Source organism: Stenotrophomonas sp. SMYL8 (assembly GCF_036320065.1).
In the GTDB taxonomy this organism is placed as follows: Bacteria; Pseudomonadota; Gammaproteobacteria; order Xanthomonadales; family Xanthomonadaceae; genus Stenotrophomonas; species Stenotrophomonas maltophilia_A.
This window is the reverse complement of record NZ_JAWIRR010000044.1, coordinates 1-24,881: the sequence shown is the minus strand read 5'-3', so window position 1 is coordinate 24,881 and position 24,881 is coordinate 1. Positions and strand designations below refer to the sequence as shown.

Genomic DNA, 24,881 nt, shown 5'->3' with positions numbered 1-24,881 from the left:
AGCTGGACCGCGGCCGCGACGTGCTGCTGCTGCGCCCGGGCGCGGCAATTCGCTTGCCTGCGGCCAGCGAATTGCCGCCGACTGCACCTTCGGTGCAACCGGCCCGCGCATCCTCCCTTACCCCCGCGCCGTCGGCGCGTCCCCCTCAACAAGAGGGGGGCTCTCCCCCAGCGGGGTCCATGGTAGTGCCGGCCGCTGGCCGGCAACCGACCGCGCCGGAGGACCAGCGATGAGCCGCCTGCGCGACAACCCGTGGGTGTTGCCGGCCAGCCTGGTGGTGGCGCTGCTGCTGGGCCTGCTGCCGTTGCCGGCGCTGCTGCAGCCGCTGCGCCCGTATTGGCTGGCGCTGGTGCTGGCCTATTGGGTGATTGAAGCGCCTGAGCGTGTCGGCCTGGGCGTCGCTTTCGCCAGTGGCGTGATCGCCGATCTGCTGTACGGCGGTGTACTCGGCGAACAGTCGCTGCGGCTGGTGATGCTGGCCTTCATCCTGCAGCGCTTCCGCGCCCGCATCCGCTTCTTCCCGATGTCCCAGCAGATGCTGGCCATCGGCGGCCTGCTGTTCAACGACCGCATCGTCAGCGCGCTGGTCCACATCGTGGTGGATGAGCCGACCCTGCCGTGGTCGTACTGGTGGGCACCGCTGCTGGGCATGGGCCTGTGGCCGCTGGTATTCGTGCTGCTGGACGCGGTGCGTTTCGGCAAGCGCGGGCGCTGAGCCATGATCCCGCGCCGCCAGGTCAAGAATCCGCATGCCGAAGCCGAACAGTTCCGCCGCCGCGCGGCGCTGGGCTTCCTGGGTGTGCTGGTCTGCCTGCTGGGCCTGGGCGGCTGGTACTTCAAGCTGCAGGTGCTGGACCACGACGTCTACGCCACGCGCTCGGAAGCCAACCGCATCAAGCCGCGGCCGGTGGTGCCCGGGCGCGGCATGATCTACGACCGCAACGGCCGCCTGCTGGCCGAGAACGTGCCGGCGTTCCGCCTGGACGTGACCCCGGACAAGGTCAAGGACATGGAGGCCACCCTGGAAGGGCTGGCCAAGATCATCAACATCAGCCCGGAAGAGCTGGAAGCGTTCAACAAGTCGCGCAAGGCGCGCCGCAAGTTCCTGCCGGTCACGCTGAAGCTGCGCATGAGCGACGAGGAGATGGCGCGCTTTGCCGTCGACCGCTGGCGCTTCCCCGGCGTCGAGCTGGAACCCTACCTGACCCGTCGCTATCCCTATGGCGATCTGTTCGCGCACATCATCGGTTACGTCGGCCGCGTCGATGACAAGGACCTGGAAATCCTCGGCGAGGGCAATGCCGCGCTGACCCACATCGGCAAGTCCGGCCTGGAGCGTTATTACGAGCAGCAGCTGCGCGGCAAGGTCGGCTACGAGCAGGTCGAGACCAACGTGCAGGGGCGTGCGATCCGCACCATCGGCCGCGTCGCCGCGCAGTCCGGCGCCGACCTGCGGCTGTCGATCGACGCCGACCTGCAGCGCGCCATGGTGGCCGCCTTCGGCGACCAGGAAGGCTCGGCGGTGGCGATGGACCCGCGCACCGGCGAAGTGCTGGCGATGGTCAGCCTGCCGTCCTACGACCCCAACCTGTTCGTCAACGGTATTTCCCATGCCGACTTCAAGGCGCTGAACGACAACCCGTCGCGGCCGCAGTTCAACCGCTTGGTGCTGGGTGGCGTCGCGCCCGGTTCCACGCTGAAGCCGCTGATCGGCCTGGCCGGCCTCGATTCCGGCGTGCGCCGCCCGGAAGACAAGGTGCTGTCCACCGGCATGTTCTACCTGCCCGGCACCTCGCGTGGCTGGGGTGACTCGCACCGCGGCGGCCACGGCTGGACCGACCTGCGCAAGTCGATCGCGCAATCGGTCAACACGTACTACTACAAGCTGGCGCTGGATCTGGGCATCGAGCGCTTCGACCATTACATGGAGTACTACGGCTTCGGCCAGCCGACCGGCATCGACCTGACCGGCGAGATCGGCGGCATCCTGCCGTCGCCGGCCTACAAGCGGAAGAGCCGCAAGGAAGCCTGGTATCCGGGTGATACAGTCAACATCAGCATCGGCCAGGGTGACTGGAAGGTCACTCCGCTGCAGCTGGCGCGGGGCGTCAGTGGGCTGGCCAACGGGCAGCTGCGCACGCCCCATCTGGTGATCCAGCAGCGTGCGGGGTTCGACCATGACTGGATGGCGACCGACCCGGGCGAGAGCAAACCGGTCAGCCCGAACCCGAACAACCTGCAGGCGGTGCGCGAAGGCATGATGGCCACCATGCTGCCTGGCGGCAGCGCTGCGCGAATGGCGGCCGGCGCGCCGTACACGATGGCAGGCAAGACCGGTACCGCGCAGGTCGTCAGCCGCAAGGGCACCGCTGCAGTGAACCCGAAGAGCCTGCCGATGCACCTGCGCCACCGCGCGCTGTTCGTCGGTTTCGCGCCGGTCGACCAGCCGGTGATCGCGCTGGCGATCGCAGTGGAGGGCGGTGGTTACGGCGGCGCGGCGGCCGCGCCGATCGCACGCAAGGTGTTCGACGCCTACCTGCTGGGCAAGATGCCCGAAGGCATGCAGCCGCTGGACAGCGAGCGCGGCACCACCGCCATCGGTGCAACCGCATTCGACAACGAAGATGTGGGCGCGCGCCAGGCCGGTGACCTTGCTGCGGCACAACTGGGGGAACACCCCGTGCTGATTGGCGTGCCTGCGCCGGAACCGGCACCCGCACCGCCGCCGGGAACGCCGGCCGCCGCCGCGCTGCCGGCCACGCCACGCCCGACCACCGCGGAGCCCGCACGATGAGAGTGTTCCTGCGTTGGGCCGGCGACATGCTGCGCCGCTTTTTCAGCACGCTGGACTGGGTACTGTGCCTGGCCCTGGGCGCGCTGATGGTGATCGGCCTGGCCACCTTGAAGAGTGCCGGTGGCGACGGCCTGGTGATGGCCCAGGGCGCGCGCTTTGCAGTGGGCATGGCCGCGCTGTGGGGCATCTCACGGGTACCGATCCTGCGCATTCGCTCGGCAACACCGATGATCTACGCGATCTCGATGATCCCGTTGCTGGCGGTGTTCGTGCTGGGCACCGGCAAGTACGGGCGGCAGTGGCTGGACCTGAAGTTCTTCTACCTGCAGCCGGCCGAACTGCTGAAGGTCAGCCTGCCGATGATGGTGGCCTGGTATCTGCACAAGATGCCGTTGCCACCGCGCTTCAATACCGTACTCGTGTCCCTGGTCATCATCGGCGTACCGACCGGCCTGGTGATGCTGCAGCCGGACTTCGGCACCGGCGTGCTGATCGCCGCCAGTGGCGTGTTCGTGCTGCTGCTGGCCGGCTTGCCGTGGTGGTGGGTTGGCCTGGGCGTGGGCGGTGTGGCCGCGGTCGCACCGGTGGCCTGGTTCTGGCTGCTGCGGCCGTACCAGAAGGACCGCATCATGATGTTCCTGGACCCGGAGATGGATGCGCTGGGTGCTGGCTGGAACATCATCCAGTCGAAGATCGCGATCGGTTCCGGTGGCTTCGATGGCAAGGGCTGGGGCGAGGGCTCGCAGTCACATCTGAACTTCATTCCCGAGCAGACCACCGACTTCGCGTTCTCGGTGCTGAGCGAGGAGTTCGGCTGGATCGGCGTGGCCACCGTGCTGGCGCTGTACCTGGTGGTGATCGGGCGCTGCCTGTGGATCGCCAGCCAGTCGCGCGATTCCTATTCGCGCCTGCTGGCCGGCGCCACCGGCCTGGCGTTCTTCGTCTACGTGCTGGTGAACGGCGGGATGATCTCCGGCCTGCTGCCGGTGGTGGGCGTGCCGATGCCGCTGATCAGCTATGGCGGTACCTCGGCGGTCTCGTTGCTGGCCGGCTTCGGGTTGGTGATGGCCGTGCGTAGCCACAATCCAGTGCACGGCGGCTACGGGTAACAACGGCCGCGCCTTTCATCGCGCTTCCATATGCTCGATTGCTTCTCGCTGTTCTGTAGAGTCGAGCCGTGCTCGACTGCTTCTGCTGCATGAAGGGCAGTCGAGCACGGCTCGACTCTACAGACGCAGAAGCACCCTGACAGTGGCTGTCGGGTCGGCGCGCCCGCCCCCCCCCCCCGCCGCCCCTCGCCCCCCCCCCCCCCCCCCCCCCGACTCTACAGACGCAGAAGCACCCTGACAGCTTCACGCAAGCGCGCGTTGTTACCGTGGCCAGCGTGGACTGGAAACGAATGCTTGGCGGCTGCCGTGAGGCGGTGCGCACGATCGACCTGCCGTTGCTGGTCGCGTTGTTGATCCTGATGGGCGTGGGGCTGGCGGTGCTGCACAGCGTGTCCGGTCCGGTCACCGGGCAGGCGGCGCGCTTCGCCGGTGGCCTGCTGGCGATGTGGCTGCTGTCGCGTGTTTCGCTGCTGCGCCTGCGCGCGTGGACACCGGCGCTGTACGCGCTGTCGATGCTGCCGCTGATGGCGGTGTATGTGATCGGCACCGGCAAGTACGGGCAGCGCTGGCTCAACCTCGGCGTCTTCTACCTGCAGCCCTCCGAGCTGCTCAAGCTCAGCCTGCCGTTGATGATGGCCTGGTACCTGCACCGGCAACCGCTGCCACCGTCACCACGCACGGTACTGACGGCCGCAGTGCTGATCGGCGTTCCCGCCGTGCTGATCCTGATGCAGCCCAACCTCGGCACCGCCACGCTGGTCACCGCCAGCGGCGTGTTCGCGTTGTTGCTGGCGGGCCTGCACTGGGGCTGGGTGGCCACCGGCGCGGTGGGGCTGGCGGTGGCCGCGCCACTGGCCTGGCTCGGCGTGTTGCGGCAGTACCAGAAGGATCGCGTACTGACCTTCCTCGACCCGGCAGCAGACCCGCTCGGCACCGGCTGGAACATCCTGCAGTCGCGCATCGCGATCGGTTCCGGTGGCTGGCAGGGACGTGGCTGGGGGCAGGGCACCCAGGCCACACTGGATTTCCTGCCCGAGTACACCACCGACTTCGCGTTTTCGGTGCTGGCCGAGGAATTCGGCTGGATCGGTGTGGCGACGCTGTTCGCGCTGTACCTGTTCGTGGTCGGGCGTTGTCTGTGGATCGCAGTGCACGCGCGCGACACCCATGCGCGGTTGCTGGCCGGCAGCCTGGGGCTGGCGTTCTTCGTCTACGTATTGGTGAACGGTGGAATGATTTCCGGCCTGCTGCCGGTGGTGGGCATTCCGATGCCGTTGATCAGTTATGGCGGGACATCAGCGGTCTCGCTGCTGGCCGGCATCGGACTGGTGATGGCGGTACGTGGGCACCGACCCGTGCACGGGGGATAGGGTTTCCAGCCAACGGCGCAGCCCCTCGTGGGTGGTCGCGCAAAGCAGTTCATGGGTGGGGCCGGGTAGATGGGCTGCGCAGGGGACGCTGCAAGTACGTCCATGTAAGCTCGGTCGCCGCATCCATGCGGCTCACGCCCCTGCGCAGCCCATCTACCCGGCCACGGACAGGTTCCGTGCGCGTCCACCCACGGAGAAGAAAAAGAAGATCAAAAGCAAAAGCGGCCTGGCGGGTCGCTTCCTTGCTTTGTGTAGAGCCGAAGGCAGCGGCAGGAGCCGCTGCCAACGTCGCCCACGGCGACGGCCCGAAGGGTGCCGGTCAGGACGACCGGCATAGCCATGCTCGGCTCTCGAGCAAGCGCAGCGCGCGACCCGCTTGTGATCTTCTCTTTCTTCTCCGTGGGTGGCAGACCACCGAAATCTGTCAGAGGGCGGTCGGGTTGGGTATGCGGGGGTGTCAGCCGCATGGATGCGGCTGCCAAGCCTCAGGGACGGATTCACGGCGTCCCCCGCGTACCCAACCCGACCGGCCCAGCGGCGGCTTCTGCTTTCCGCAACACACCCCACCCACGAGGGGCTGCGCCGTTGGCTGGAAACTTCCTGACTCTGCGCAACGCCCGTTGTGGAAGCGTTCTCACAACGATGCACGGCAGCACGCCCACTGACCAAAGTCCGGAAAAAGCGTTAGCTGGTTCACACTTTTACAGCGCGTTGATCCTGATCAATGGACTTGTCGTAATCGGCCTGCACAATGGCGGCCCGTTCGGCACGGCGCGCCGTCAATCGTTGCAGCGCGAGGGGGCGTCGGGCGGGAAGCAGTACTGATCCAACGGGTACAGGGAGCGCGGAGCACTGCCACTGGGGAGCGGCAGCCGCGCGGGTACCGACCGGATCCGGTCGCCGGTTGCGTCTGCGGGGATGGGGACGCAACCGGCAACCTCTATCTGAATGGGGAAGTGTGATCACGACGTCTTCACATTTCCCACTGCTCGCAGGCAAATCGTTGTGATTCATGGTGTTAGGGGTTTTAATTCATCCATGACCTGCTAACCTGCGACGATGATTCGACGCACTCTGGCCTGCATGCTCACCCTCGGCCTGGTCGCCTGCGCGACCCAGCCGAAGTCCCCACCGTCTTCGCCCCAGGCCAGCAGTACGCCGCGCCAGCCCGCCGCCAAGGCCCATGGCCCGGCCGAGGCCGCGCCCGAAGCCGCTGCCGCCACCGCGCCGCCGGTCGATCTCACCCCGGTGCCGTTCGAGGTCGCACGGGCCCGCTTCATTGCCGATACCGCCAAGCGCTATGGCCTGAAGCCGGAGCAGATCAGCAGCGTGCTCGACCAGGCGCAGGTGCGCCAGCCGATCATCGCCGCGATGTCGCGCCCGGCCGAGCGGGTCAAGCCGTGGAACGAATACCGGCCGATGTTCATCAGCAAGGCACGCATCGATGGCGGCCGCGCGTTCCTGGCCCAGCATCGCGCCGAACTGGATCGCGTCCAGCAGCGCACCGGCGTGCCGGCCGAAGTGATCGTGGCGATCATCGGCGTGGAAACCAGCTACGGGAAGAATGCCGGCAGCCATCGCGTGCTCGATGCGCTGTACACGCTGGCGTTCTACTACCCGCGCAGCGGCGACCCGGCCAAGCTGGAACGCGAAGTGCGCCGCGAGCTGTTCTTCCGCGATGAGCTGGCCAAGTTGTTCGAGCTGGGCCGCGAAGAGAACCTGGACATCACCACGCTCAAGGGCAGCTATGCCGGCGCGATGGGCATGGGCCAGTTCATGCCGTCCAGCTACCTCGATTACGCGGTGGACGGTAATGGCGACGGCCGTCGCGACCTGTTCACCAGCTACGACGACGTGTTCTCGTCCATCGCCAACTACTTCGTGAAGAAGGGTGGCTGGGTGCGTGGCGGGCAGGTGGCCGTGCCGGCCACGTTGGCGCCGGGCCGCGAGGAATTCAATCCGACCGAATGGATGCCGACCTGGTCGTCGGCCGACCTGGCGAAGCGTGGCTACCAGCCCAGCGCTGCGGTGCAGCCGGGCGCCACCGCCACGCCGATCACGCTTGAAGGCAGCACCGGCAAGCAGTACTGGCTGGGCTTCCAGAACTACTACGCGATCACCCGCTACAACATCTCGAAGATGTACGCGATGGCCGTGTTCCAGTTGTCCCAGGCCATCGCCGGACAGGAGCTGCCCCCGGCATGAACATCAGATGGCTGGTCCCAGGCTTGATCGTCCTCGCGTTGGCTGCCTGCAGCAGCGCGCCGAAGAAGCCGGCCACGGCCGGCCATGGTGGCAAGTCCGGCGGCACCCTGGTGCAGGGTCGTGGCTCGCGCCCGGCACACTGCCCGGAAGGATCGCCCTACGCGGCGGCCAAGGAAGACCTGAGCACCCGCGGCAACTACACCGCCGGTGGCCTGTACAAGCCGGGCGTGCGTGACAGCACGCCGGACTACATTCCCAACGTGGCCTGCATCCCCGAGCCGGAAGTGACCGCGGAAGAACGCTCGGCGATCGGCAACAAGACGCCGTACGTGGTGCTGGGCAAGTCGTACAAAGTGCTCGACGACACCCGCAACTATGTCGAGCGTGGCACTGCGTCGTACTACGGTGCCAAGTTCCATGGCCGCCTGACCTCCAACCGCGAGGTCTACGACATGTACCAGTTCACCGCTGCGCACAAGACGCTGCCGCTGCCCAGCTTCGCCCGCGTGACCAACCTCGACAACGGTGAGTCGGTGATCGTGCGCGTCAACGATCGCGGTCCGTTCCATGATGGCCGCGTGGTCGATCTCAGCTATGCCGCCGCTGTGCGCCTGGGCATCACCCAGCGCGGCACCGGCAACGTGGAAGTGCGCGCGCTGCAGCCGGGTGAGGGCAACCTGCTGGCGCAGAAGCCGTCGCGCCGCGAGCGTCGTGCTGCGGAAGCGGCCGCCGCCAGCGCTGTAGCCAGTGCGCGCCCGGCACCGACCGCGCGTGCCGCCGCCGACAGCGACATCGATCGCCTGGTCAAGGGGCTGCCGGCCGATGGCATGCCGGCGCGTGGCCAGCCGGCCACCACCCAGGGCGTGGCCAGCACCGTGCCGGATGTGGCGGTCAGCAGCCTGCCGCCGAGTGCTCCGCCGGTGCGCAGCACCGCATACGCGCCGGCTCCGGCGGTCGTTGCCAGTACCACGCCGCGCGCCGCTGCGCAGGCACCGGTCCGCACCGCCGCCGCTACCCCCAGCCTGTCGCAGCAGGTGGTGGGCGCAGTCATGGTGCAGGTTGCCAGCTTCTCCAACCGTGACAACGCCAACCGCGCGATGGGCCAGCTCAACGCCGCGGGCATCGTCGGTGCCACCATCAGTGACATCGCCGCCGGTGGCCGTACGCTGTTCCGCCTGCGCGTTCCCGCCAGCGACCATGCCAGTGCCGCGGAACTTGTCGGCCGCATCGCCGGTCTGGGGCTGGGTTCGCCGCAGATCGTCAAGGATTGATCCACCCGGGCCGGTGCTGCCGGCCCATGCTGCCCCGGCCTTACAATGGCCGCTACGTTCCACCCTCCATTCCCGGCCGTCCCCTGGAGCCTGCTGTCCAATGAATTTCCGTTCCGCCGCCACCGCCCTGGCCGCCACCCTGGTGGTGGGCCTGGCTTCCGCCCAGACGCCGCTGCCGACTCCGGCCACGCCGGCGCCTGCCGCCGCCGCTGCCGCCCCGGCCACCGTCGCCACTCCGCCGGCGCCGGCGCCGAGCGTGTCCAAGGCCTGGGTGCTGATGGATTACGCCACCGGCCAGGTGCTGGCCGGTGAAAACATCAACGAACAGCTGGCTCCGGCCAGCATCACCAAGGTGATGACGTCCTACGTGATCGCCGCCGAGGTCAAGAACGGCAAGGTCCGTGCGGATGACCAGGTGATGATGAGCGAACGCGCCTGGCGCGAAGGCGGTGCGGGTACCGATGGCAGCTACAGCGGCTTCCCGGTCAACCAGACCGCGCGCCTGGAAGACATGGAAAAGGGCATGGCGATCCAGTCCGGCAACGACGCCGCGATCGCCCTGGCCGAGCATGTGGCTGGCAGCGAGGAAGCCTTTGCGTCGCTGATGAACAGCTATGCCGCCAAGATCGGCATGAAGAATTCGCACTTCGTCAACGCCCATGGCCTGACTGCGCAGGGCCACCACAGCACCGCCTACGACCTGGCGCTGCTGGGCCGCGCGATGGTGCGCGATTACCCGGAAACCTACGCGTACAACAAGATCAAGGAATTCCAGGTCGGCAACATCAAGCAGCCGAACCGCAACCTGCTGCTGTGGCGCGATGGCAGCGTGGACGGCATCAAGACCGGCCACACCTCGGAAGCCGGTTACTGCCTGATGAGCTCGGCCCAGCGCGGCGACCAGCGCCTGATCGCCGTGGTGCTGGGCGGCCAGTCGGAAAAGCAGCGTGCCGATGACAGCCTGGCCCTGCTGAACTGGGGTTTCCGCTTCTTCGAGACCCACCGCCTGTACGAGCCGGGCAAGGCCGTGGCCGAGCACAAGGTCTGGAAGGGCACCACCGACAAGGTGCAGCTGGGCGTGGCCCAGCCGATGCTGGTGAGCGTGCCGCGCGGCCGTTACAACGACCTGAAGCCGAGCATCGACGTGCCCAAGACCCTGGAAGCACCGTTCACCGCCGGCCAGCAGATCGGCACCGTGAAGGTGATGCTGGATGGCAAGCTGGTGGCCGAAGCGCCGCTGGTGGCGGTGGCTGCCGTCGAACAGGCCGGCTTCTTCAAGCGCCTGTGGGACAGCTTCTGGATGTGGTGGGAATCGGAATGATCCACGCCCCGGCGTGGTGAAGGAAAAGGCCGGCAAATGCCGGCCTTTTCTGTTTCGGGATGCCGCTTGCGCATGAATCCTGCCGGATGTGGGTAGTGCCGGCCGCTGGCCGGCTCCCCATGAATCCATCCGGATATGCCGGCCCCGGTGTGCCGACCAACAGTCGGCACCTACCTACAGCGACCGGCTGATGGTGAAGCTGCCGAACACCGGCGCTTCGCGCTGGCCGTTGAACTCGCGCGTGCTGTGGTAACGCGCCGCAGCGAACTTCCAGCGTCCGTACATCACCGCCACGCCATAGCCGCCGTAGGCCACCACATGGCGCTTGTCCACACTGTGGCTGTTGCGGAACGTGTTGCCATCCAGCGTGATGTCACGGATCACCCAGGCGGCGTCCGAGGTCGCGAACAGGTGCCAGGACCAGCCATTGGGACGGCCGCCGCGGGTCGGCGCAGTGTTCTCACCGGCCGGGCGCAACGGCGTGCTGCCGAAGTCATCCGGCAGCTTCCAGCCAAAGCGCACTTCACCGCCGAGATTGGCCTTGGTTTCCAGGTTGCCGATTGATCCGCCGTAGTGGCTGATCGCGTCCCAACCCCAGCCGTCGGCATTGACGCTGGCATCGCCCGGCCAGCGGCGCATGCGCTCATGGGTCAGCATGAACAGCGGCTCGTTGTGCAGCTGGTTGTCCCAGCCCTTGAATTTCTCGTCACCCAGCACTTCGTGCACGGCATTCTGCACCTGCTTGCCCTGTGCCCACGGGCCAACCACGCCCAGCGTCAGCTGGGTGGTCTGCAGGCGGTCGCCGCTGCGCGCATTGAAACCGAAGTTTGCGATCAGTACGCCGGCGTAAGGGCGGTCGTCCTCGATCAGGTCCCTGCGGCTGAAATCGGTCGGGGTGAAGATGCCCTGGCCGATGCTGAAGATCATGTTCTGCTGTTCGAACTTGCCCGGATGCAGCCCTTCCAGGTACTGGTTCACCCAGCGGGCCATGCGTGGCAGGCAGGGGTCGTCGGTGTAATCGACCAGATTGGGCGAGACCAGGGTCAACAGTGCACCATTGGTATAGCCCTGGTCCTGGTGGCGGCCGCCGAACAGGTCGTTGTCAACGCGGAAATTGACCTGCGGAGGGTGGTCGCGCATCGCGTCCGGGCCACATTGTTCGGCCGCCTGGGCGGCGAGGGGGAGGGCAGCAGCCAGCAGGCCGGACAGCCCGAGGGCTGCAAGGCGGCGTTGGGAAGGGGGGCTCATGTGGAGGTTTTTTCTGTCTGTCGTTATATGCCGCGACACGGTACTCGTGCGGGCGTGATGGAACGAGCGCGTTCGAATCACTTGTCTGTTCCGAAAACGACATTGTCTCGTGAAGACAATCCTGCACTGTCCTGCGGCGCCCCAAGGGGCAACGGCCAATGCTGAACGGCCGTTCAGCTGCAACGCAGCGACTCACCGGTGCACTGTTTGACGTTGATGAATACTCTTGGGTTTGTTGGCCTGCGGCCCGATAATGGGGGCATGGAAATCAAGTCCGACAACCCCGACCACGGCTTCCAGTTCCCCGGCCAGTTCGAGCTCAGTGCCATGGGCCCGGCCAACCGCGGCCTGGAACATGAGCTTCCCCGCCTGCTGCTGGCTGCCGGCATCGATGTGGTGAATGAACGCATCAGCTGGAAGCATTCCTCCAACGGCAAGTACGTGTCCGTGCGCATCGTGTTCAAGGCCGAGAGCCGCGAACAGTACGACCTGGCGCACCAGGCACTGCGCGACCACCCGGAAGTGAAGTGGACGCTGTAGCCGACAGCTGCCCGGCCGAAGCCGCCCCGGAAGACCGCGCGCCGCGCCCGGCGCTGGTCCGCGACCTCGGCCGCCAGGCCTATGAACCGGTGTGGCGCGCCATGCAGCGCTTCACCGACCAGCGCAGCGAGGCCGACGCCGATGAGCTGTGGGTGGTCGAGCACGACCCGGTATTCACCCTGGGCCAGGCCGGCAAGGACGAGCATGTGCTGGCGCCGGGCGAGATCCCGGTGCTGCACGTGGACCGCGGCGGCCAGGTGACCTATCACGGCCCCGGCCAGCTGGTGGTCTATCCGCTGCTGCGCCTGCCACGGCTGGGCATCGGTGTGCGCGACTACGTGTGCCGCATCGAGCAGGCCATCATCGATACCCTGGCCGAGTGGAACATCGGCGCCGAACGCCGCGAGGGCGCCCCGGGCGTCTATGTCGGTGGCGCCAAGATCGCCGCGCTCGGCATCCGCGTGCGCCGCGGCTGTACCTTCCATGGCCTGGCCTTCAACGTGGCCATGGACCTGGAACCTTTCCACCGTATCAACCCCTGTGGCTATCAGGGGTTGCAGGTGACCTCGGTAGTAGACTTGGGCGGGCCCTCCGGGATGGAGGCCGTCAAGCCGGTGCTGCTGGACCACCTGGCCCGCCAGTTCGGCCTGCTGCTGCAGCCCACGCCCGAACTGCCTGATCTTTCTGCGGCCGCCTGACCGCCCCCCGGAACTGCCATGACTGAAACCACCGCCCGTTCCATTCCCCTGCAGATCGTGCAGGGCGACTCCCCGTCCGCCGCGCCGTTGCAGGCCGGGGTCAAGCAGCTGGGCGGTGACAAGATCAACCGCTCGCCGGTGCAGTTCGCCGATGCGCCGGTGCTGCGCAAGCCGTCCTGGATCCGCGTGCGCATTCCCTCGGGCAATGCGGTGCAGAACCTGAAGGCCAAGCTGCGCGAGAACCGCCTGGTGACGGTGTGCGAGGAAGCCAGCTGCCCGAACATCCACGAGTGCTTCGGCCACGGCACGGCAACGTTCATGATCCTCGGCGAGGTCTGCACCCGCCGCTGCTCGTTCTGCGACGTCGCCCACGGCCGCCCGAAGCCGCCGGATGCCAACGAACCGGCCAGCCTCGGCCAGACCGTGGCCGACATGGGGCTGAAGTACGTGGTGGTGACCAGCGTCGACCGCGATGACCTGCGCGACGGCGGTGCCCAGCACTTCGTCGACTGCATCAGTGCCATCCGCGCGAAGTCGCCGGGCACCCGCATCGAAGTGCTGACCCCGGACTTCCGCGGCAAGGGCCGCATGGAGCGCGCGCTGGAGATCCTGGCGCAGAACCCGCCGGACGTGTTCAACCACAACATCGAAACCGTGCCGGACCTGTACCGCAACGTGCGCCCGGGTGCGGACTACCAGTGGTCGCTGAACCTGCTGAAGAACTTCAAGGCGCAGCACCCGGACGTGCCGACCAAGAGCGGCATCATGCTGGGCCTGGGCGAAGAGTTCGAGCAGATCAAGGCCACCATGCGCGACCTGCGCGCGCACGACGTGGACATGATCACCATCGGCCAGTACCTGCAGCCGACCGCGCATCACCACCCGGTGCTGAAGTACTGGACCCCCGAGGACTACAAGGCGCTGGAAGACTACGGCTACGAGCTGGGCTTCAGCCACGTGGCCTCCGGCCCGATGGTGCGCTCGTCGTACCACGCCGACGTGCAGGCCAAGGGCGCCGGCGTCTCCTGAGGTGGGTGCGGACCGTTGGTCCGCACGCCTTTGCCAAGCATGGCCCGGCGCTGCCAATGGGGCCCACCACCATCGTGGGTGCGGACCGTTGGTCCGCACGCCTTCGCCTGCATTCACAATTTGCTACACCGGCCCGGCTAGGCTGGTTTTCCACCGAGCGCGGCCGGGTGACAAACCCGGCAACTTTCGGCACTGTCGTGGTGTCTTAACACCCCGCAGTCTCCCCCTTGGCAAGGCGCCTTCGAGCACGTCAATGAAATTCAAAGCCCCCGCATTCCTGATGGCCCTGGCGCTGGTCGCGCCGCTGGCGCTGGCGGCCAAGGCCGATTCGCCGGCATTGCCCGCTGCGGCAACCGCCGATCAGGTGACCACCTCCAAGCTGGTGTACGGCCTGCTGTCCGACAGCCGTTACGCCTATCGCCCGCGTGCGCTGGACGAGGCCACCTCCAAGGACGTGTTCAAGCGCTACCTGGAGACGCTGGACGGAGGCAAGCAGTACTTCACCCAGGCCGACGTGGCGCGCTTCGCGCCGTTCGAAGCCAACATTTCCTCGGCCATCCGTGGCGGCGAGCTGGAGCCGGCGTTCCAGGTGTTCGCGGTCTACAAGCAGCGCGTCGGCGAACGTGTGGCCTACGCGCGCAAGCTGCTCAAGCAGGAGCCGGACTTCACCACCGACGAGCGCTTCGAATACGACCGCAAGAAGGTGCCGTGGGCGGCCAGCAGTGCAGAGCTGGATGAGCTGTGGCGCAAGTCTGTCAAGAACGACTGGCTGCGCCTGAAGCTGGCCGGCAAGAAGCCGGACGACATCCGCAAGACGCTGGACAAGCGCTACGCGACGCTGGAGAAGTCGGTCAATGAACTGAAGGGCGAAGACGTCTTCCAGTTCTTCATGAACTCGTACACCAGCGCCGTCGACCCGCACACGGATTACTTCACCCCGCGCACCGCCGAGAACTTCAACCAGGCGATGTCGCTGTCGCTGGAAGGCATTGGTGCGCAGCTGCAGCGCCAAGACGACGTGGTGGTGATCCGCGAGATCATCGCCGGTGGCCCGGCCGCAGTGGATGGCACGCTGAAGCCGGGTGACCGTATCGTCGGCGTCGGCCAGGGCAAGTCCGGCCTGGTCGAGGACGTGATCGGCTGGCGCATCGACGATGTCGTGGCCAAGATCCGCGGCGCCAAGGATACCCAGGTCAAGCTGGAGTTCATCCCGGCTGCTGAGGGCGCCGACGGCAAGCACCACACTCTGGTGCTGACCCGCCAGAAGGTGCGCCTGGCCGAACAGGCCGCCAAGGGCGAGACCATGACCATTCCGGCCGCCAATGGCGAGCCGGCGCGCAAGGTCGGCGTGATCAAGCTGCCGACCTTCTACCAGGACTTCGAAGGCCGTCGCCGCAACGCGGCCGACTACGCCTCGGCCACCCGCGACGTGGCCAAGCTGCTGGCCGGCTTCAAGAACGACAAGCTGGACGGCGTGGTGCTGGACCTGCGCAACAACGGTGGTGGTTCGCTGGATGAAGCCATTGAACTGACCGGTCTGTTCATCGAGCAGGGCCCGGTGGTGCAGGTGCGCGAGTCCGGTGGCCGCGTCACCGTCAACAGCGACCGCAACCAGGGCGTGGCATGGGATGGCCCGCTGGCAGTGCTGATCAACCGCGGTTCGGCCTCGGCTTCGGAAATCTTTGCCGGTGCCATCCAGGATTACGGCCGTGGCCTGGTGATCGGTGAGACCAGCTTCGGCAAGGGCACCGTGCAGAACATCGTCGACCTGGACCGTTGGCCGAGTGGCGAGACCCAGCGCTTCGGCCAGGTGAAGCTGACCATCGCCCAGTTCTTCCGCATCAGCGGCAGCAGCACCCAGCACAAGGGTGTGGTGCCGGACCTGGCCTTCCCGGCCAGCGTCGATGCCACCGAGTTCGGCGAGAGCACCTACGACAACGCGCTGCCGTGGACCCGCATCGCTGCCGTGCCGCACACCCAGTACGGCAACTTCGCGCCGCTGCTGCCGAAGCTGGAAACCCGCCATGACGCGCGCATCGCCGCCGACAAGGAATTCCAGTGGTGGAACGAGGACGTGCAGCAGTTCCGCACCGAGGCCGCGAAGAAGTACATCTCGCTCAACGAGGCCACCCGCCGCGCCGAGCGTGAGCGCCAGGACACCCAGCGCAAGGAGCGCCAGGCGATGCGCAAGGAGCTGGGCCTGGCCCTGGACCCGCTGGCCGATGACAGCAACGACGACGGCCTGACTGGCAACGAGCGCGACATCGTCAAGGATGCCGCCCGCGAGAAGGCTGCCGAGAAGCGTCCGGACCCGCTGCTGCGCGAGTCGGCCTCGATCCTGGCCGATGCGGTGAACCTGCTGGCCAATGACCGCCCGCTGTCGGCGCAGGTGCTGCCGCAGTCGACCGGCGCTGGTCGCTGGGCGGACTGAGCCGGCGACGGCATGTGATACCCGAGGGGCCGGTATTGCCGGCCCCTTTCTGTCTGGGGACCTCGTTCACGGTAGCGCCGGGCCATGCCCGGCGAGCGAAGTGCCACAAACGACTTAATCCCCTCCGTCCCCTTTTCTGTGCATGAACCGGCAGCAACGGGGTGGCTCGGTCACGCCGGTTTCAACCTGCCGCACACGGCCGCAGGGCTACCCTTGGCGGTACCGTCCTCGCAGGAGTACCCATGCGGGCCTCCCGTCTTTCCAGTGCTGCCGTGGCGCTCGCCAGCGCCCTGATCCTGTCGGCCTGTGGTGGCCGCGCCGCCGACAGTACGTTGCTGCGCGAATCCTTTGATTCCGGCGACACCTTCTCGCGTACCGTCGATGGCCGCCCCGGTGACGCCTGCGAGGCCGCGCGGCGCACCCTGCTCAGCCAGGGCTACGCCATCGCCCGCTCCGACGAAGCGCAGGTGGAAGGCAACAAGAACTTCCAGCCACGCGAGGACGACCACGAGCAGCTGGTGCTGCGCATCTCCTGCGCGCCGCGTGGCAGCCAGACGCTGGTGTTCGTCAGCGCGGTGCAGGACCGCTATGCGTTGAAGAAGAGCCCGACGTCGGCCAGCGTGGGCGTGGGTGCATTGGGCTCGGTGTCGCTGCCGTTCGGCAGCAATGACGATTCGCTGGTGAAAGTGGCCAGCAGCACCGTCACCGATGCCGGGTTCTATCAGCGCTTCTTCCAGCGCCTGCAACAGTACCTGCCTGCGGATGCTGGCAAACCCGCACCGCCTGCGCTCGCACCGCCCGAGCCTGCATCGTCCGAGCCCGCACCGGCCCGCAGCACGGATCAAGGGTGATCGTGCGCGGCAGGTTGATGGGTGTGGCACTCCTGCTGATGCCCGCGCTGGGCATTGCGTCCGCAACGCCGGATTGCACGCAGGGCCTGCTGCAGCGGCTGGGATGGCGCTTTGACGAGGTCACGGCCGGTGCACCACAGGTGCACGGCGGCCCGGTGTGTACACGTGCCTCGCTGGCTGAAGCACAGGCGGCAGGCGATCTGCGCGTGGGGTGGCCGGCCGGAATGTCCCCCGCAGCACGCCAGGCGTTGCTGCAACAATTGCTGGACGATCCAGCCACGGTCTGCGCCTATGCCTTCGAACTGGGCGCGGCCACGCAACGTGCGGCCTCGGCACTGCAGGACAACCCCACCTTCCGCTTCTCCGGCCCGCAGCTGGGCTGGATCGGCTTCGGCCTGCAGGGCCCACGCGCGCAAGGCTGGCAGCGCACACGCAGTTTCGGTCGTGGCTTCGTGCCGAGCGCGGGCAACAGTCATGCACTGGAGGCGTTCTACAGCGGTGCCGTGCGTGCCGAATGCGGGGTCGGCCGCCAGGTCGCGCAGCTGGCCACGCAACGAGAGCTTTATGGTGATGCCGCGTTCGATACGGAGTTCGCAGCGGATGAACTGTCGATCGGCACTTTCCTCGCCCTGCACGAGACCGACAGCATCCTGCTCGGAGCCCACGCGGGTGATTTCTTCGCCGATGGCAAGGCGGTGCGCACCTCGGCGATGGGACGGCAGGCCTTCGTCGGTGTGCCCGGTTTCATCGAGCACGTTCAAGACAAGAGCACGCTGGACGATCTGAGCAACCAGGCCGAGAACTTCGTCGTGGTCGAGGTGGGCGAGGGCGCCGCGCAGGCACTGGCTGCGCATGGCGGACTGGCCTGGTACGACCAGCGCAATGTCGAACTCTGGAAACTCGCGCAGGACATCCCGCGCATCGGCCAGCGCTACTTCGAGCGCCTGCTGTTCGAGCGCGATCCCAACCTTCGTGCACGGCTGGAACCGCGCTACCACGACACGCTGGCACGCATGGACCAGCTGCTGGACGATCCGTTCTACCAGCAGTTCGTGATCTATGTGCATCCACGCGGTATACGTCCCATCGGCTACCACATCTCCCGCCTGCTCGATCGCAACCCGCGAACGCCGTTTTCGATCGACCTGGCGGTGCACAATCTGCATACCACGCTCTACCGGCGTTGGCGCGAGGCGCAGCTGCGCCACTGCGCGGCTACCGGCAGGCCAGGCAGCCTGACCCTAGACCCCAACTGAAGGTGAAACAATGGATATTGCAATGATCGGCCTCGGCCGCATGGGCGCCAACATGGCCCAGCGCCTGCATCGCGGCGGCCACCGCGTGGTCGGCTACGACCCGGGCGAGGGTGCCCGCCAGCGCGCTGCCGAGGCCGGCCTGGAAGTGGTTGATTCGCTGGCCGCCGCGGTTGCCGCGCTGCCGGTACCGCGCGTGGTGTGGCTGATGGTGCCGGCCGGCGAAACCGTCGACCAGACCCTGGGCCAGTTGACCCCGCACCTGGCCGAGGGTGACATCGTCATCGATGGCGGCAACTCCAACTACCAGGACTCGATCCGTCGCGCCAAGGCACTGGCCGAAGACGATCTGGGCTACGTCGACTGCGGCACCAGTGGTGGCGTGTGGGGCCTGCAGGAGGGCTACAGCCTGATGGTCGGTGGCGAAGCGTCGGTGGTGGAGCAGATCGCACCGCTGCTGCGCACGCTGGCACCGGCCGAAGATCGTGGCTGGGGTCGTGTCGGCCCGTCCGGCGCTGGCCACTTCACCAAGATGGTCCACAACGGCATCGAGTACGGAATGATGCAGGCCTACGCCGAAGGCTTCGCGCTGATGGAGCGCAAGCAGGAAATGGAACTGGACCTGGCCCAGGTCGCCGAAGTCTGGCGCCACGGCAGCGTGGTGCGTTCGTGGCTGCTGGACCTGAGCACTGAAGCCCTCAAGCGCAATCCGTCGCTGGATGGCATCGCCCCGTACGTGGAGGATTCCGGCGAAGGCCGCTGGACCGTGGCCGAAGCGATCGCGCTCGATGTGCCGGCACCGGTGATCACCCTGTCGCTGCTGGAACGCCTGCGCTCGCGCGAATCGAATTCGTTCACCGACCGCCTGTTGTCGGCGATGCGCAATGAATTCGGCGGCCACGCCATCAAGAAATCGTAAGCACCGCGGTGGGGTCGGAGCCCTTCGGCGTTGCCGAAGGGTTCCGACCCCATGAAGCCAGTCGAGCATGGCTCGACTCTACAAAGGCCGTCTCCGATGGTTTCCACGTCGATGTGTCGACCAAGGTCGACACCTACCGTCGGACCCACCCCGCCATCCACGGAATGCCCGCTTTTGACGTTGACGTTGCCGTTGATTCGGCAGGTGCAGGGCGCAGCCCTGCCGGTCACCCCAACGCGATTCGCCGCCCTTCGCGCGCGCTGTCCATGCCGGCCTGCAGCAACCGCATCAGCTGCAGTGCCTGCACCTGGCTGACCGTCGGCTCGCCATCGCCGTGCATCGCCGCCGCGAACTGCGAATACAGCCGCCGGTAGTCGCCCGGCAGGTTGTCCACGGTACTGCGCTGCACATTGTCCTCCGCATCGCAGTGCACCAGCTCACCATGCCGCGGATCGATGCCCCAGCCTGGCGCTCCTGGCGCAACACCGCGCCGCAGCTGTGCCTCCTGCACGTCCAGCCCATGCTTGATCCAGCTGCCACGGCTGCCATGCACACTGAAGTGCGGCGTGGGGGCTGCAACCAGCGAACCGGCATGCACGATCGCGCGATGCCTCGGGTAGTGCAGTACCGCGTGGAAGTAATCGATGCCGCTGCCGTCTTCGCGCTGCACGGCCAGATCGGCATCGATCGCCTCGGGCCAGCCGAACAGCACCAGCATCTGGTCGAGCAGGTGCGGGCCGAGGTCGTACCACAGGCCACTACCCGGCCCGTCCTGCTCGCGCCAGCGGTCGCGCACCTGCGGGCGGTAACGATCAAAGTGTGCATGGCACTCGGCCACGTCACCGAGCGTGCCTTCGGCCAGCAGCGCCTGCAGGGTGAGGAAGTCGGCATCGAAGCGCCGGTTCTGGAACACGGTCGCGATGCGTCCGGCATCACGTGCCGCAGCCAGCACCGCTTCGGCTTCAGCGACATCCAGCGCGAACGGCTTGTCGACCAGCACGTGCTTGCCCGCGGCCAATGCCGCGATCGCCAGCGGTGCGTGTTGTGCGTTCGGTGTGGCGATCACCACTGCGTCCACCGCCGGGTCGTCGAACACCTGCTGCGGCGTGGCGCGCACGTGCACGTCGCTGAACGCGCGCAGCAACGTGTCGCGCTGCGAACTGACGATGCTGTGCAGCACCAGGCCCGGCGTGTGCTGGATCAGCGGCGCATGGAAGACGCGGCCGGCGAGGCCGTAGCCGATCAGGGCCAGTTGCAGGTCGGGGCGCATGGCAGGGCTCCGGCAATGGGGAAGGGCAGGGTAAACGACGGGTGCTGGCAGTCCAAAACTGAACCGTTGCCGTTGGAAACGTTTCGATTCACGGCGGCATGACCGCAACGCCACGCCTGCTCTACGGCCGCTTGTCCAGACTGGCAGCACATCCCGAAGGAGTACGACACATGAGCAATACCACCCGCACGCTGATTGCTTCCACCCTGACGCTGGGCCTGGCGCTGTCCTCCTCGGCCGCATTCGCCAAGGATCCGGCCGCGAAGAGCCCGCCGACCAGCACCCATCCGACGACCCATGCCGATCGCCATGACTCCAACGAGCCGGTGACCGACAGCTGGATCACCACCAAGGTGAAGGCCGACCTGCTGGCCAGCAGCAACGTTCCGGGCACTGAAATCAAGGTGGAAACCGTGAACGGCGTGGTCAGCCTGAGTGGCGCCGTGGCCACCCAGGCCGAGAAGGACAAAGCGGTCACCACCGCCAAGGGCATCAAGGGCGTGACCCGCGTCGATGCCGCTGCATTGAAGGTCAGCGCTGCTGCCAAGCGCTGACCCCGGAGGGCGCCCCGCATGGGGCGCCCGCTCCCTGGGTAGAGTCGAGCTTGCTCGACTGCCCTTTGGATCGCAGCCGAGCATGGCTCGGCTTTACCGTGGGTTTCCGCAACCCGTTCAGCCAACCAGGCGGGAAACTCCAGAGTTGTGACCGCCTGCGCTATATTGCCCGTTCCGCCGCAGCCGGGCCGGTATCGGCCTACGCTCCGCGGCTGTGCTGACGAGGAACTATGGCGCTGGTTTTCAGTGATGACATCTGGGACCGTTGGCGGTTGCCGGCCTTGGCGCTGGCCGCCGCAGCGATCATCGTGGTGCCGTGGTTGACCCTGCGCCAACTGCAGCAGGACAGCGAAGATGCGATGGCCTGGGTCAATCATACCCAGGCCGTGGGTGTGGCCCTGCAGCAGCTGCAGGCCGATGTACGCGATGTCGAATCGGCTGCGCTGACCCTGTCCAAGGGTGTGGATGCGCCTGGCCTGCGCGAGCGCATGGCCAAAGCCAATGACCTTCCCGGCCGCCTGGCTGAACTGGGCCGGATGACCCGCGACAATCCTGAGCAGCTGATCCGCATCGGCCGTATCGAGTCGATGCTGGAAGGGCGCATGGCGCTTGCCCGCGAACTGGCAAAGTCCGAACCCAACAGTGATCAGCGCGAGCTGGTACAGGACCTGAGCACGCGCTATCCGATCCGTGGCCTGGTGGAGGAACTGCAGGCGAGCGAGCAGAAGCTGCTGACACAGCGCGCCGAGCAGGCCGCACGCCAGCGCAAGCAGACCGAGCTGGTGTCGTGGAGTTCGCTGGTGATCCAGCTGGCGCTGCTTGGCCTCGTGCTGTGGCTGCTGCAGCGGCAGATCGGTCGCCGCCTGCATGCCGAACGGCAGTCGCTGCGTTCGGCCGCGCGTGCAGCCTCGGTGCTGCAGACCGTGCGTGAGCCGATCGTGCTGCTCGACCGCGACCTGCGTGTGCAGCTGCACAACCCTGCCTTCGCCGAGCTGTACGGGCTGCAGGATGAACGCGCCGATGGCCTGTTGCTGGACACTGTCGGCGACGGTGCATGGAAAGACCCCGTGATGCGCCAGCGACTGTCCGATGTGCTGTTGCGCGGCCGCGAACTGTGGGACTTCGAGCATGAACAGCGTGCCGCCGATGGCATGGTGCGCTACATGCTGCTCAACGCGCGGCGCATGCCGCTGCCGGACACCGACGACGAAGTGGTGTTGCTCACGGTCAGCGACGTCACCGTGCAGCGTGCCGTGCAGCTGCGGGTGGAGGAACTGAACCGCCAGCTGGAAGGCAAGGTTGCGCAGGTGTCCGAGGTCAACAGGGAACTGGAAGCCTTCAGCTACTCGGTGTCGCACGACCTGCGTGCACCACTGCGCCACGTGGCCGGTTTCTCCGACAAGCTGTCGCGCCATCTGGGCGACGCCGCCGATGACAAGAGCCGCCATTACCTGGAGGTGATCTCCAGTTCGGCGCGGCGCATGGCGGCACTGATCGACGACCTGCTGGTCTACTCGCGGCTGGGCCGCGCGGCAATGCGCCAGCAGGCGGTGGACATGCAGTCGCTGGTGGCCGATACCCGCGCCATGCTCGATTCCAACCTGCAGGCCGAGGCCGAGAACAGCGGCCATGCGCACCACGTGGAGTGGAGCATCGCGCCGCTGCCGATCGTGGTGGGCGATGAGAACATGATCCGCCAGGTCTGGCTGAACCTGCTCGGCAACGCGGTGAAGTACTCGGGCAACCGCGAACCAGCGAAGATCCGCGTGGACTACCAGCCGCAGCCTGACGGCGGTCATCAGTTCACGGTCAGCGACAATGGTGCAGGCTTTGACATGGCCTACGCCGGCAAGCTGTTTGGTGTCTTCCAGCGCCTGCACAAGGCCAGCGACTACCCGGGTACCGGCATCGGCCTGGCCAGCGTGCGCCGCGTGCTGACCCGCCATGGCGGCCGTATCTGGGCCGAGGCCGAACCGGACGTCGGCGCCACCTTCCACTTCTACCTGCCTCCCGCGATCGACGCGGACAAACAAGGGCCTTCTGCATGACCACTCTGCGCACCATTCTTCTCGCCGAAGACAGCCCGGCTGATGCCGAAATGGCGATCGACGCCCTGGAGGAGGCGCGTCTGGCCAACCCCATCGTGCACGTCGAGGATGGCGTGGAAGTGATGGACTACCTGTTGCGCCGTGGTGCCTTCGCCAACCGCGAGGAAGGCCTGCCGGCGGTGCTGCTGCTGGACATCAAGATGCCGCGCATGGATGGCCTGGAGGTGCTGCGGCAGATCCGCGAGCACGAAGAGCTCAAGCGCCTGCCGGTGGTGATCCTGTCGTCCTCGCGCGAGGAAAGCGACCTGGCCCGCAGCTGGGACATGGGCGTGAACGCCTATGTGGTCAAGCCGGTGGACGTGGACCAGTTCTTCGGCGCGGTGCAGACCCTGGGCAAGTTCTGGGCGTTGATCAACCAGGCACCGGAACTCGAGTGAGCCCATGCCCCTGACCGGTCCCGCCCTTGGGGCGCTGCGCATCCTGCTGGTGGAGGACTCACCGGAAGATGCCGAGCTGATGTCCGAACAGATGCTCGACGCGGGCCTGGAAGCCCGCTTCGAGCGTGTCGAGAGCGAGGGCGAACTGCGCCAGGCACTGGTCGCGTTCCAGCCGGACATCGTGCTGTCCGACCTGAGCATGCCGGGGTTCTCCGGTGATGACGCGCTGCGCATCGTGCGCGAGACCTCACCGGAAGTGCCCTTCATCTTCGTCTCCGGCACCATGGGTGAGGAGAATGCGGTGGCGGCGCTGCAGAAGGGCGCCAACGATTACATCATCAAGCACCTGCCGGCGCGCCTGCCGTCGGCGGTGGCGCGTGCGATCCGCGATGCACGCAGCGCCATAGAGCGCGCGCGGGTGGAAACCGAACTGATGCGCGCGCAGCGCCTGGAAAGCCTGTCGCTGCTTGCCGCCGGCCTCAGCCACGACCTGCGCAACATCCTGCAGCCGCTGCTGATCATGCCGGACCTGCTGAAGGCACGAACCGAGGATCCGCAGCTGCACCATCTGGCCGATGTCATCGCCGAGTGCGGCCGCCGTGGCCACGAGATGGCCGAATCGATGCTGTCGTTCGTGCGCGGCTCGCGCAAGCCCAGCGAGCGCATCGAGATCGATGGCCTGTTCGATGCGGTGGCGCTGCTGTTGCGCAGCAACGTGCCCGATGCGGTGCGCCTGGAGTTGCAGGTGCAGGACGAAGGCCTGGTGGTCGACGCCAACTACACCGAACTGCAGCAGGTGATGCTGAACCTGGCGCTCAACGCGATCCAGGCGATGCCCAACGGCGGGCGCCTGAGCCTGACTGCCAGCCATGCCGGCCAGCGCGATGGCGTGGACTGGATGCAGATCTGCGTGGCCGATGAAGGCATCGGCATGGATGCGGACACGCTGTCACACCTGTTCAATCCGTTCTTCACCACCAAGGCCGATGGCACCGGCCTGGGGCTGATTTCCTGCAAGCGCATCGTTGAAGGCGCCGGTGGCAGCATCCACGTCAACAGCCAGCCGGGGCAGGGCACCTGCTTCGAACTGCGGCTGCCGATGCATGAGGCCATCGATGGCAGCGAGCCGATCGAGCAGCTGGTGGCGCTGGGCAGTGGCCAGTCGATCCTGGTGGTTGACGGCGAAGCCACGCGCCTGTCGCTGCTCGGCAACGCGCTGTCCAGCCAGGGTTACCAGTTGCAGCTGGCCTCCGATGGCCCGGCGGCGTTGCGCTGGATGCAGCAGGAGGCGATGCCGGCGCTGGTGATTGCCGATGCCGGCTCCAAACTGCTGCCGGCCAGCCAGCTGCTGGGCGAGATGGCCACGCTTGGCTACCGCGGTCCGGCGCTGGTGCTGGAGGATCCGGCGGTGCCAGTCGCGGCGGACGCGTTCCCGGCCGGTGTGGAGGTGCATGTGCTGCACAAGCCGCTGCAGATGCAGCAGGTCTTCCGCGCGGTGGCTGAAGCGCTGGGCTGATGCCGCGGTAGTGGCGG

General features: G+C 66.9%; 20 protein-coding genes. 18 read left to right on the top strand and 2 right to left on the bottom strand.

Translation table 11 applies throughout. The features are described from left to right. The first annotated feature begins 229 nt into the window (after nucleotides 1–229). The 7 genes from mreD (at nucleotide 230) to V3B25_RS21210 (ending at nucleotide 10,070) form a co-directional block, all read left to right on the top strand. Nucleotides 230–715: a rod shape-determining protein MreD gene (gene mreD / locus V3B25_RS21240; protein WP_032130319.1), complete on the top strand. Its 486-nt coding sequence runs from the start codon at nucleotides 230–232 to the stop codon at nucleotides 713–715. 3 nt (nucleotides 716–718) lie between these two features. Next, complete coding sequence (mrdA, locus tag V3B25_RS21235) at nucleotides 719–2,794, top strand: penicillin-binding protein 2 (protein WP_329811508.1); 2,076 nt, start codon at nucleotides 719–721, stop codon at nucleotides 2,792–2,794. After that, on the top strand, nucleotides 2,791–3,903 hold the full coding sequence (gene rodA, locus V3B25_RS21230; RefSeq protein ID WP_032130317.1) for a rod shape-determining protein RodA: 1,113 nt from the start codon (nucleotides 2,791–2,793) through the stop codon (nucleotides 3,901–3,903). The genes mrdA and rodA (V3B25_RS21230) overlap by 4 nt, the downstream gene beginning before the upstream one ends. A 290-nt stretch (nucleotides 3,904–4,193) precedes the next feature. Beyond that, a complete protein-coding gene (gene rodA, locus V3B25_RS21225) occupies nucleotides 4,194–5,273 on the top strand; it encodes a rod shape-determining protein RodA (protein WP_329811511.1) in 1,080 nt (359 codons plus the stop codon). 1,059 nt (nucleotides 5,274–6,332) lie between these two features. After that, nucleotides 6,333–7,478: a lytic murein transglycosylase B gene (gene mltB / locus V3B25_RS21220; RefSeq protein ID WP_329811507.1), complete on the top strand. Its 1,146-nt coding sequence runs from the start codon at nucleotides 6,333–6,335 to the stop codon at nucleotides 7,476–7,478. Beyond that, nucleotides 7,475–8,749 carry a septal ring lytic transglycosylase RlpA family protein gene (locus tag V3B25_RS21215; RefSeq protein WP_049421381.1) on the top strand — a complete coding sequence of 425 codons (1,275 nt, stop codon included), beginning with the start codon at nucleotides 7,475–7,477 and terminating at the stop codon, nucleotides 8,747–8,749. The genes mltB and V3B25_RS21215 overlap by 4 nt, the downstream gene beginning before the upstream one ends. Nucleotides 8,750–8,849: 100 nt before the next feature. Continuing rightward, nucleotides 8,850–10,070, top strand: a complete 1,221-nt coding sequence (locus V3B25_RS21210) for a D-alanyl-D-alanine carboxypeptidase family protein (protein WP_032130313.1) — start codon at nucleotides 8,850–8,852, stop codon at nucleotides 10,068–10,070. A 174-nt stretch (nucleotides 10,071–10,244) separates the two neighbouring features. Here the strand turns inward: V3B25_RS21210 and V3B25_RS21205 are convergent, their stop codons facing one another. After that, nucleotides 10,245–11,318 carry a lipid A deacylase LpxR family protein gene (locus V3B25_RS21205; protein ID WP_032130312.1) on the bottom strand — a complete coding sequence of 358 codons (1,074 nt, stop codon included), beginning with the start codon at nucleotides 11,316–11,318 and terminating at the stop codon, nucleotides 10,245–10,247. Nucleotides 11,319–11,579: 261 nt separating this feature from the next. Between V3B25_RS21205 and V3B25_RS21200 the strand changes: the two genes are divergently transcribed. From V3B25_RS21200 to gnd, 7 genes are all read left to right on the top strand, one after another. Continuing rightward, nucleotides 11,580–11,858 carry a YbeD family protein gene (locus V3B25_RS21200; protein ID WP_005411067.1) on the top strand — a complete coding sequence of 93 codons (279 nt, stop codon included), beginning with the start codon at nucleotides 11,580–11,582 and terminating at the stop codon, nucleotides 11,856–11,858. Then, nucleotides 11,846–12,556, top strand: coding sequence for a lipoyl(octanoyl) transferase LipB (lipB, locus tag V3B25_RS21195; protein WP_032130311.1), 711 nt, complete (start codon nucleotides 11,846–11,848; stop codon nucleotides 12,554–12,556). The genes V3B25_RS21200 and lipB overlap by 13 nt, the downstream gene beginning before the upstream one ends. Before the next feature lie 18 nt (nucleotides 12,557–12,574). Continuing rightward, nucleotides 12,575–13,585: a lipoyl synthase gene (gene lipA / locus V3B25_RS21190; RefSeq protein ID WP_049421379.1), complete on the top strand. Its 1,011-nt coding sequence runs from the start codon at nucleotides 12,575–12,577 to the stop codon at nucleotides 13,583–13,585. Between the two features lie 253 nt (nucleotides 13,586–13,838). Then, nucleotides 13,839–16,016 (top strand): carboxy terminal-processing peptidase, encoded by a 2,178-nt coding sequence (locus tag V3B25_RS21185; protein WP_032130309.1) that lies wholly within the window; start codon nucleotides 13,839–13,841, stop codon nucleotides 16,014–16,016. Nucleotides 16,017–16,258: 242 nt separating this feature from the next. Continuing rightward, nucleotides 16,259–16,867, top strand: coding sequence for a DUF2242 domain-containing protein (locus V3B25_RS21180; RefSeq protein ID WP_032130308.1), 609 nt, complete (start codon nucleotides 16,259–16,261; stop codon nucleotides 16,865–16,867). A gap of 17 nt (nucleotides 16,868–16,884) precedes the next feature. Next, nucleotides 16,885–18,123, top strand: coding sequence for a hypothetical protein (locus tag V3B25_RS21175; RefSeq protein ID WP_201117347.1), 1,239 nt, complete (start codon nucleotides 16,885–16,887; stop codon nucleotides 18,121–18,123). Between the two features lie 10 nt (nucleotides 18,124–18,133). Continuing rightward, entirely contained in the window at nucleotides 18,134–19,039 is a 906-nt protein-coding gene (gnd, locus tag V3B25_RS21170; RefSeq protein ID WP_014648435.1) for a phosphogluconate dehydrogenase (NAD(+)-dependent, decarboxylating), read from the top strand. A 226-nt stretch (nucleotides 19,040–19,265) separates the two neighbouring features. On the opposite strand, the gene V3B25_RS21165 is transcribed toward gnd, so the two are convergent. Continuing rightward, a complete protein-coding gene (locus V3B25_RS21165; protein ID WP_049421378.1) occupies nucleotides 19,266–20,309 on the bottom strand; it encodes an oxidoreductase in 1,044 nt (347 codons plus the stop codon). 170 nt (nucleotides 20,310–20,479) lie between these two features. Here V3B25_RS21165 and V3B25_RS21160 point away from each other — a divergent pair, with 170 nt between their 5' ends. From V3B25_RS21160 to V3B25_RS21145, 4 genes are all read left to right on the top strand, one after another. After that, nucleotides 20,480–20,863, top strand: a complete 384-nt coding sequence (locus tag V3B25_RS21160) for a BON domain-containing protein (protein WP_049421377.1) — start codon at nucleotides 20,480–20,482, stop codon at nucleotides 20,861–20,863. Between the two features lie 230 nt (nucleotides 20,864–21,093). Further along, on the top strand, nucleotides 21,094–22,911 hold the full coding sequence (locus tag V3B25_RS21155; protein ID WP_032130516.1) for an ATP-binding protein: 1,818 nt from the start codon (nucleotides 21,094–21,096) through the stop codon (nucleotides 22,909–22,911). Continuing rightward, nucleotides 22,908–23,348, top strand: a complete 441-nt coding sequence (locus V3B25_RS21150) for a response regulator (RefSeq protein WP_005411057.1) — start codon at nucleotides 22,908–22,910, stop codon at nucleotides 23,346–23,348. Before V3B25_RS21155 ends, V3B25_RS21150 begins: the two co-directional genes overlap by 4 nt. A 4-nt stretch (nucleotides 23,349–23,352) precedes the next feature. Continuing rightward, a complete protein-coding gene (locus V3B25_RS21145; protein ID WP_049421376.1) occupies nucleotides 23,353–24,864 on the top strand; it encodes an ATP-binding protein in 1,512 nt (503 codons plus the stop codon). The last annotated feature ends 17 nt before the right edge of the window (nucleotides 24,865–24,881 follow it).

What these genes read in the sequence shown, in the direction of transcription:
- mltB (WP_329811507.1), top strand. Translation starts at nt 6,333, where the DNA reads ATGATTCGACGCACTCTGGCCTGCATGCTCACCCTCGGCCTGGTCGCC.
- rodA (WP_032130317.1), top strand. Translation starts at nt 2,791, where the DNA reads ATGAGAGTGTTCCTGCGTTGGGCCGGCGACATGCTGCGCCGCTTTTTC.
- V3B25_RS21145 (WP_049421376.1), top strand. Translation starts at nt 23,353, where the DNA reads ATGCCCCTGACCGGTCCCGCCCTTGGGGCGCTGCGCATCCTGCTGGTG.
- V3B25_RS21215 (WP_049421381.1), top strand. Translation starts at nt 7,475, where the DNA reads ATGAACATCAGATGGCTGGTCCCAGGCTTGATCGTCCTCGCGTTGGCT.
- V3B25_RS21205 (WP_032130312.1), bottom strand. Translation starts at nt 11,318, where the DNA reads ATGAGCCCCCCTTCCCAACGCCGCCTTGCAGCCCTCGGGCTGTCCGGC.
- gnd (WP_014648435.1), top strand. Translation starts at nt 18,134, where the DNA reads ATGGATATTGCAATGATCGGCCTCGGCCGCATGGGCGCCAACATGGCC.
- V3B25_RS21155 (WP_032130516.1), top strand. Translation starts at nt 21,094, where the DNA reads ATGGCGCTGGTTTTCAGTGATGACATCTGGGACCGTTGGCGGTTGCCG.
- V3B25_RS21160 (WP_049421377.1), top strand. Translation starts at nt 20,480, where the DNA reads ATGAGCAATACCACCCGCACGCTGATTGCTTCCACCCTGACGCTGGGC.
- V3B25_RS21150 (WP_005411057.1), top strand. Translation starts at nt 22,908, where the DNA reads ATGACCACTCTGCGCACCATTCTTCTCGCCGAAGACAGCCCGGCTGAT.
- V3B25_RS21180 (WP_032130308.1), top strand. Translation starts at nt 16,259, where the DNA reads ATGCGGGCCTCCCGTCTTTCCAGTGCTGCCGTGGCGCTCGCCAGCGCC.
- V3B25_RS21210 (WP_032130313.1), top strand. Translation starts at nt 8,850, where the DNA reads ATGAATTTCCGTTCCGCCGCCACCGCCCTGGCCGCCACCCTGGTGGTG.
- V3B25_RS21185 (WP_032130309.1), top strand. Translation starts at nt 13,839, where the DNA reads ATGAAATTCAAAGCCCCCGCATTCCTGATGGCCCTGGCGCTGGTCGCG.
- lipA (WP_049421379.1), top strand. Translation starts at nt 12,575, where the DNA reads ATGACTGAAACCACCGCCCGTTCCATTCCCCTGCAGATCGTGCAGGGC.
- V3B25_RS21165 (WP_049421378.1), bottom strand. Translation starts at nt 20,309, where the DNA reads ATGCGCCCCGACCTGCAACTGGCCCTGATCGGCTACGGCCTCGCCGGC.
- mrdA (WP_329811508.1), top strand. Translation starts at nt 719, where the DNA reads ATGATCCCGCGCCGCCAGGTCAAGAATCCGCATGCCGAAGCCGAACAG.
- rodA (WP_329811511.1), top strand. Translation starts at nt 4,194, where the DNA reads ATGCTTGGCGGCTGCCGTGAGGCGGTGCGCACGATCGACCTGCCGTTG.
- V3B25_RS21175 (WP_201117347.1), top strand. Translation starts at nt 16,885, where the DNA reads ATGGGTGTGGCACTCCTGCTGATGCCCGCGCTGGGCATTGCGTCCGCA.
- mreD (WP_032130319.1), top strand. Translation starts at nt 230, where the DNA reads ATGAGCCGCCTGCGCGACAACCCGTGGGTGTTGCCGGCCAGCCTGGTG.
- V3B25_RS21200 (WP_005411067.1), top strand. Translation starts at nt 11,580, where the DNA reads ATGGAAATCAAGTCCGACAACCCCGACCACGGCTTCCAGTTCCCCGGC.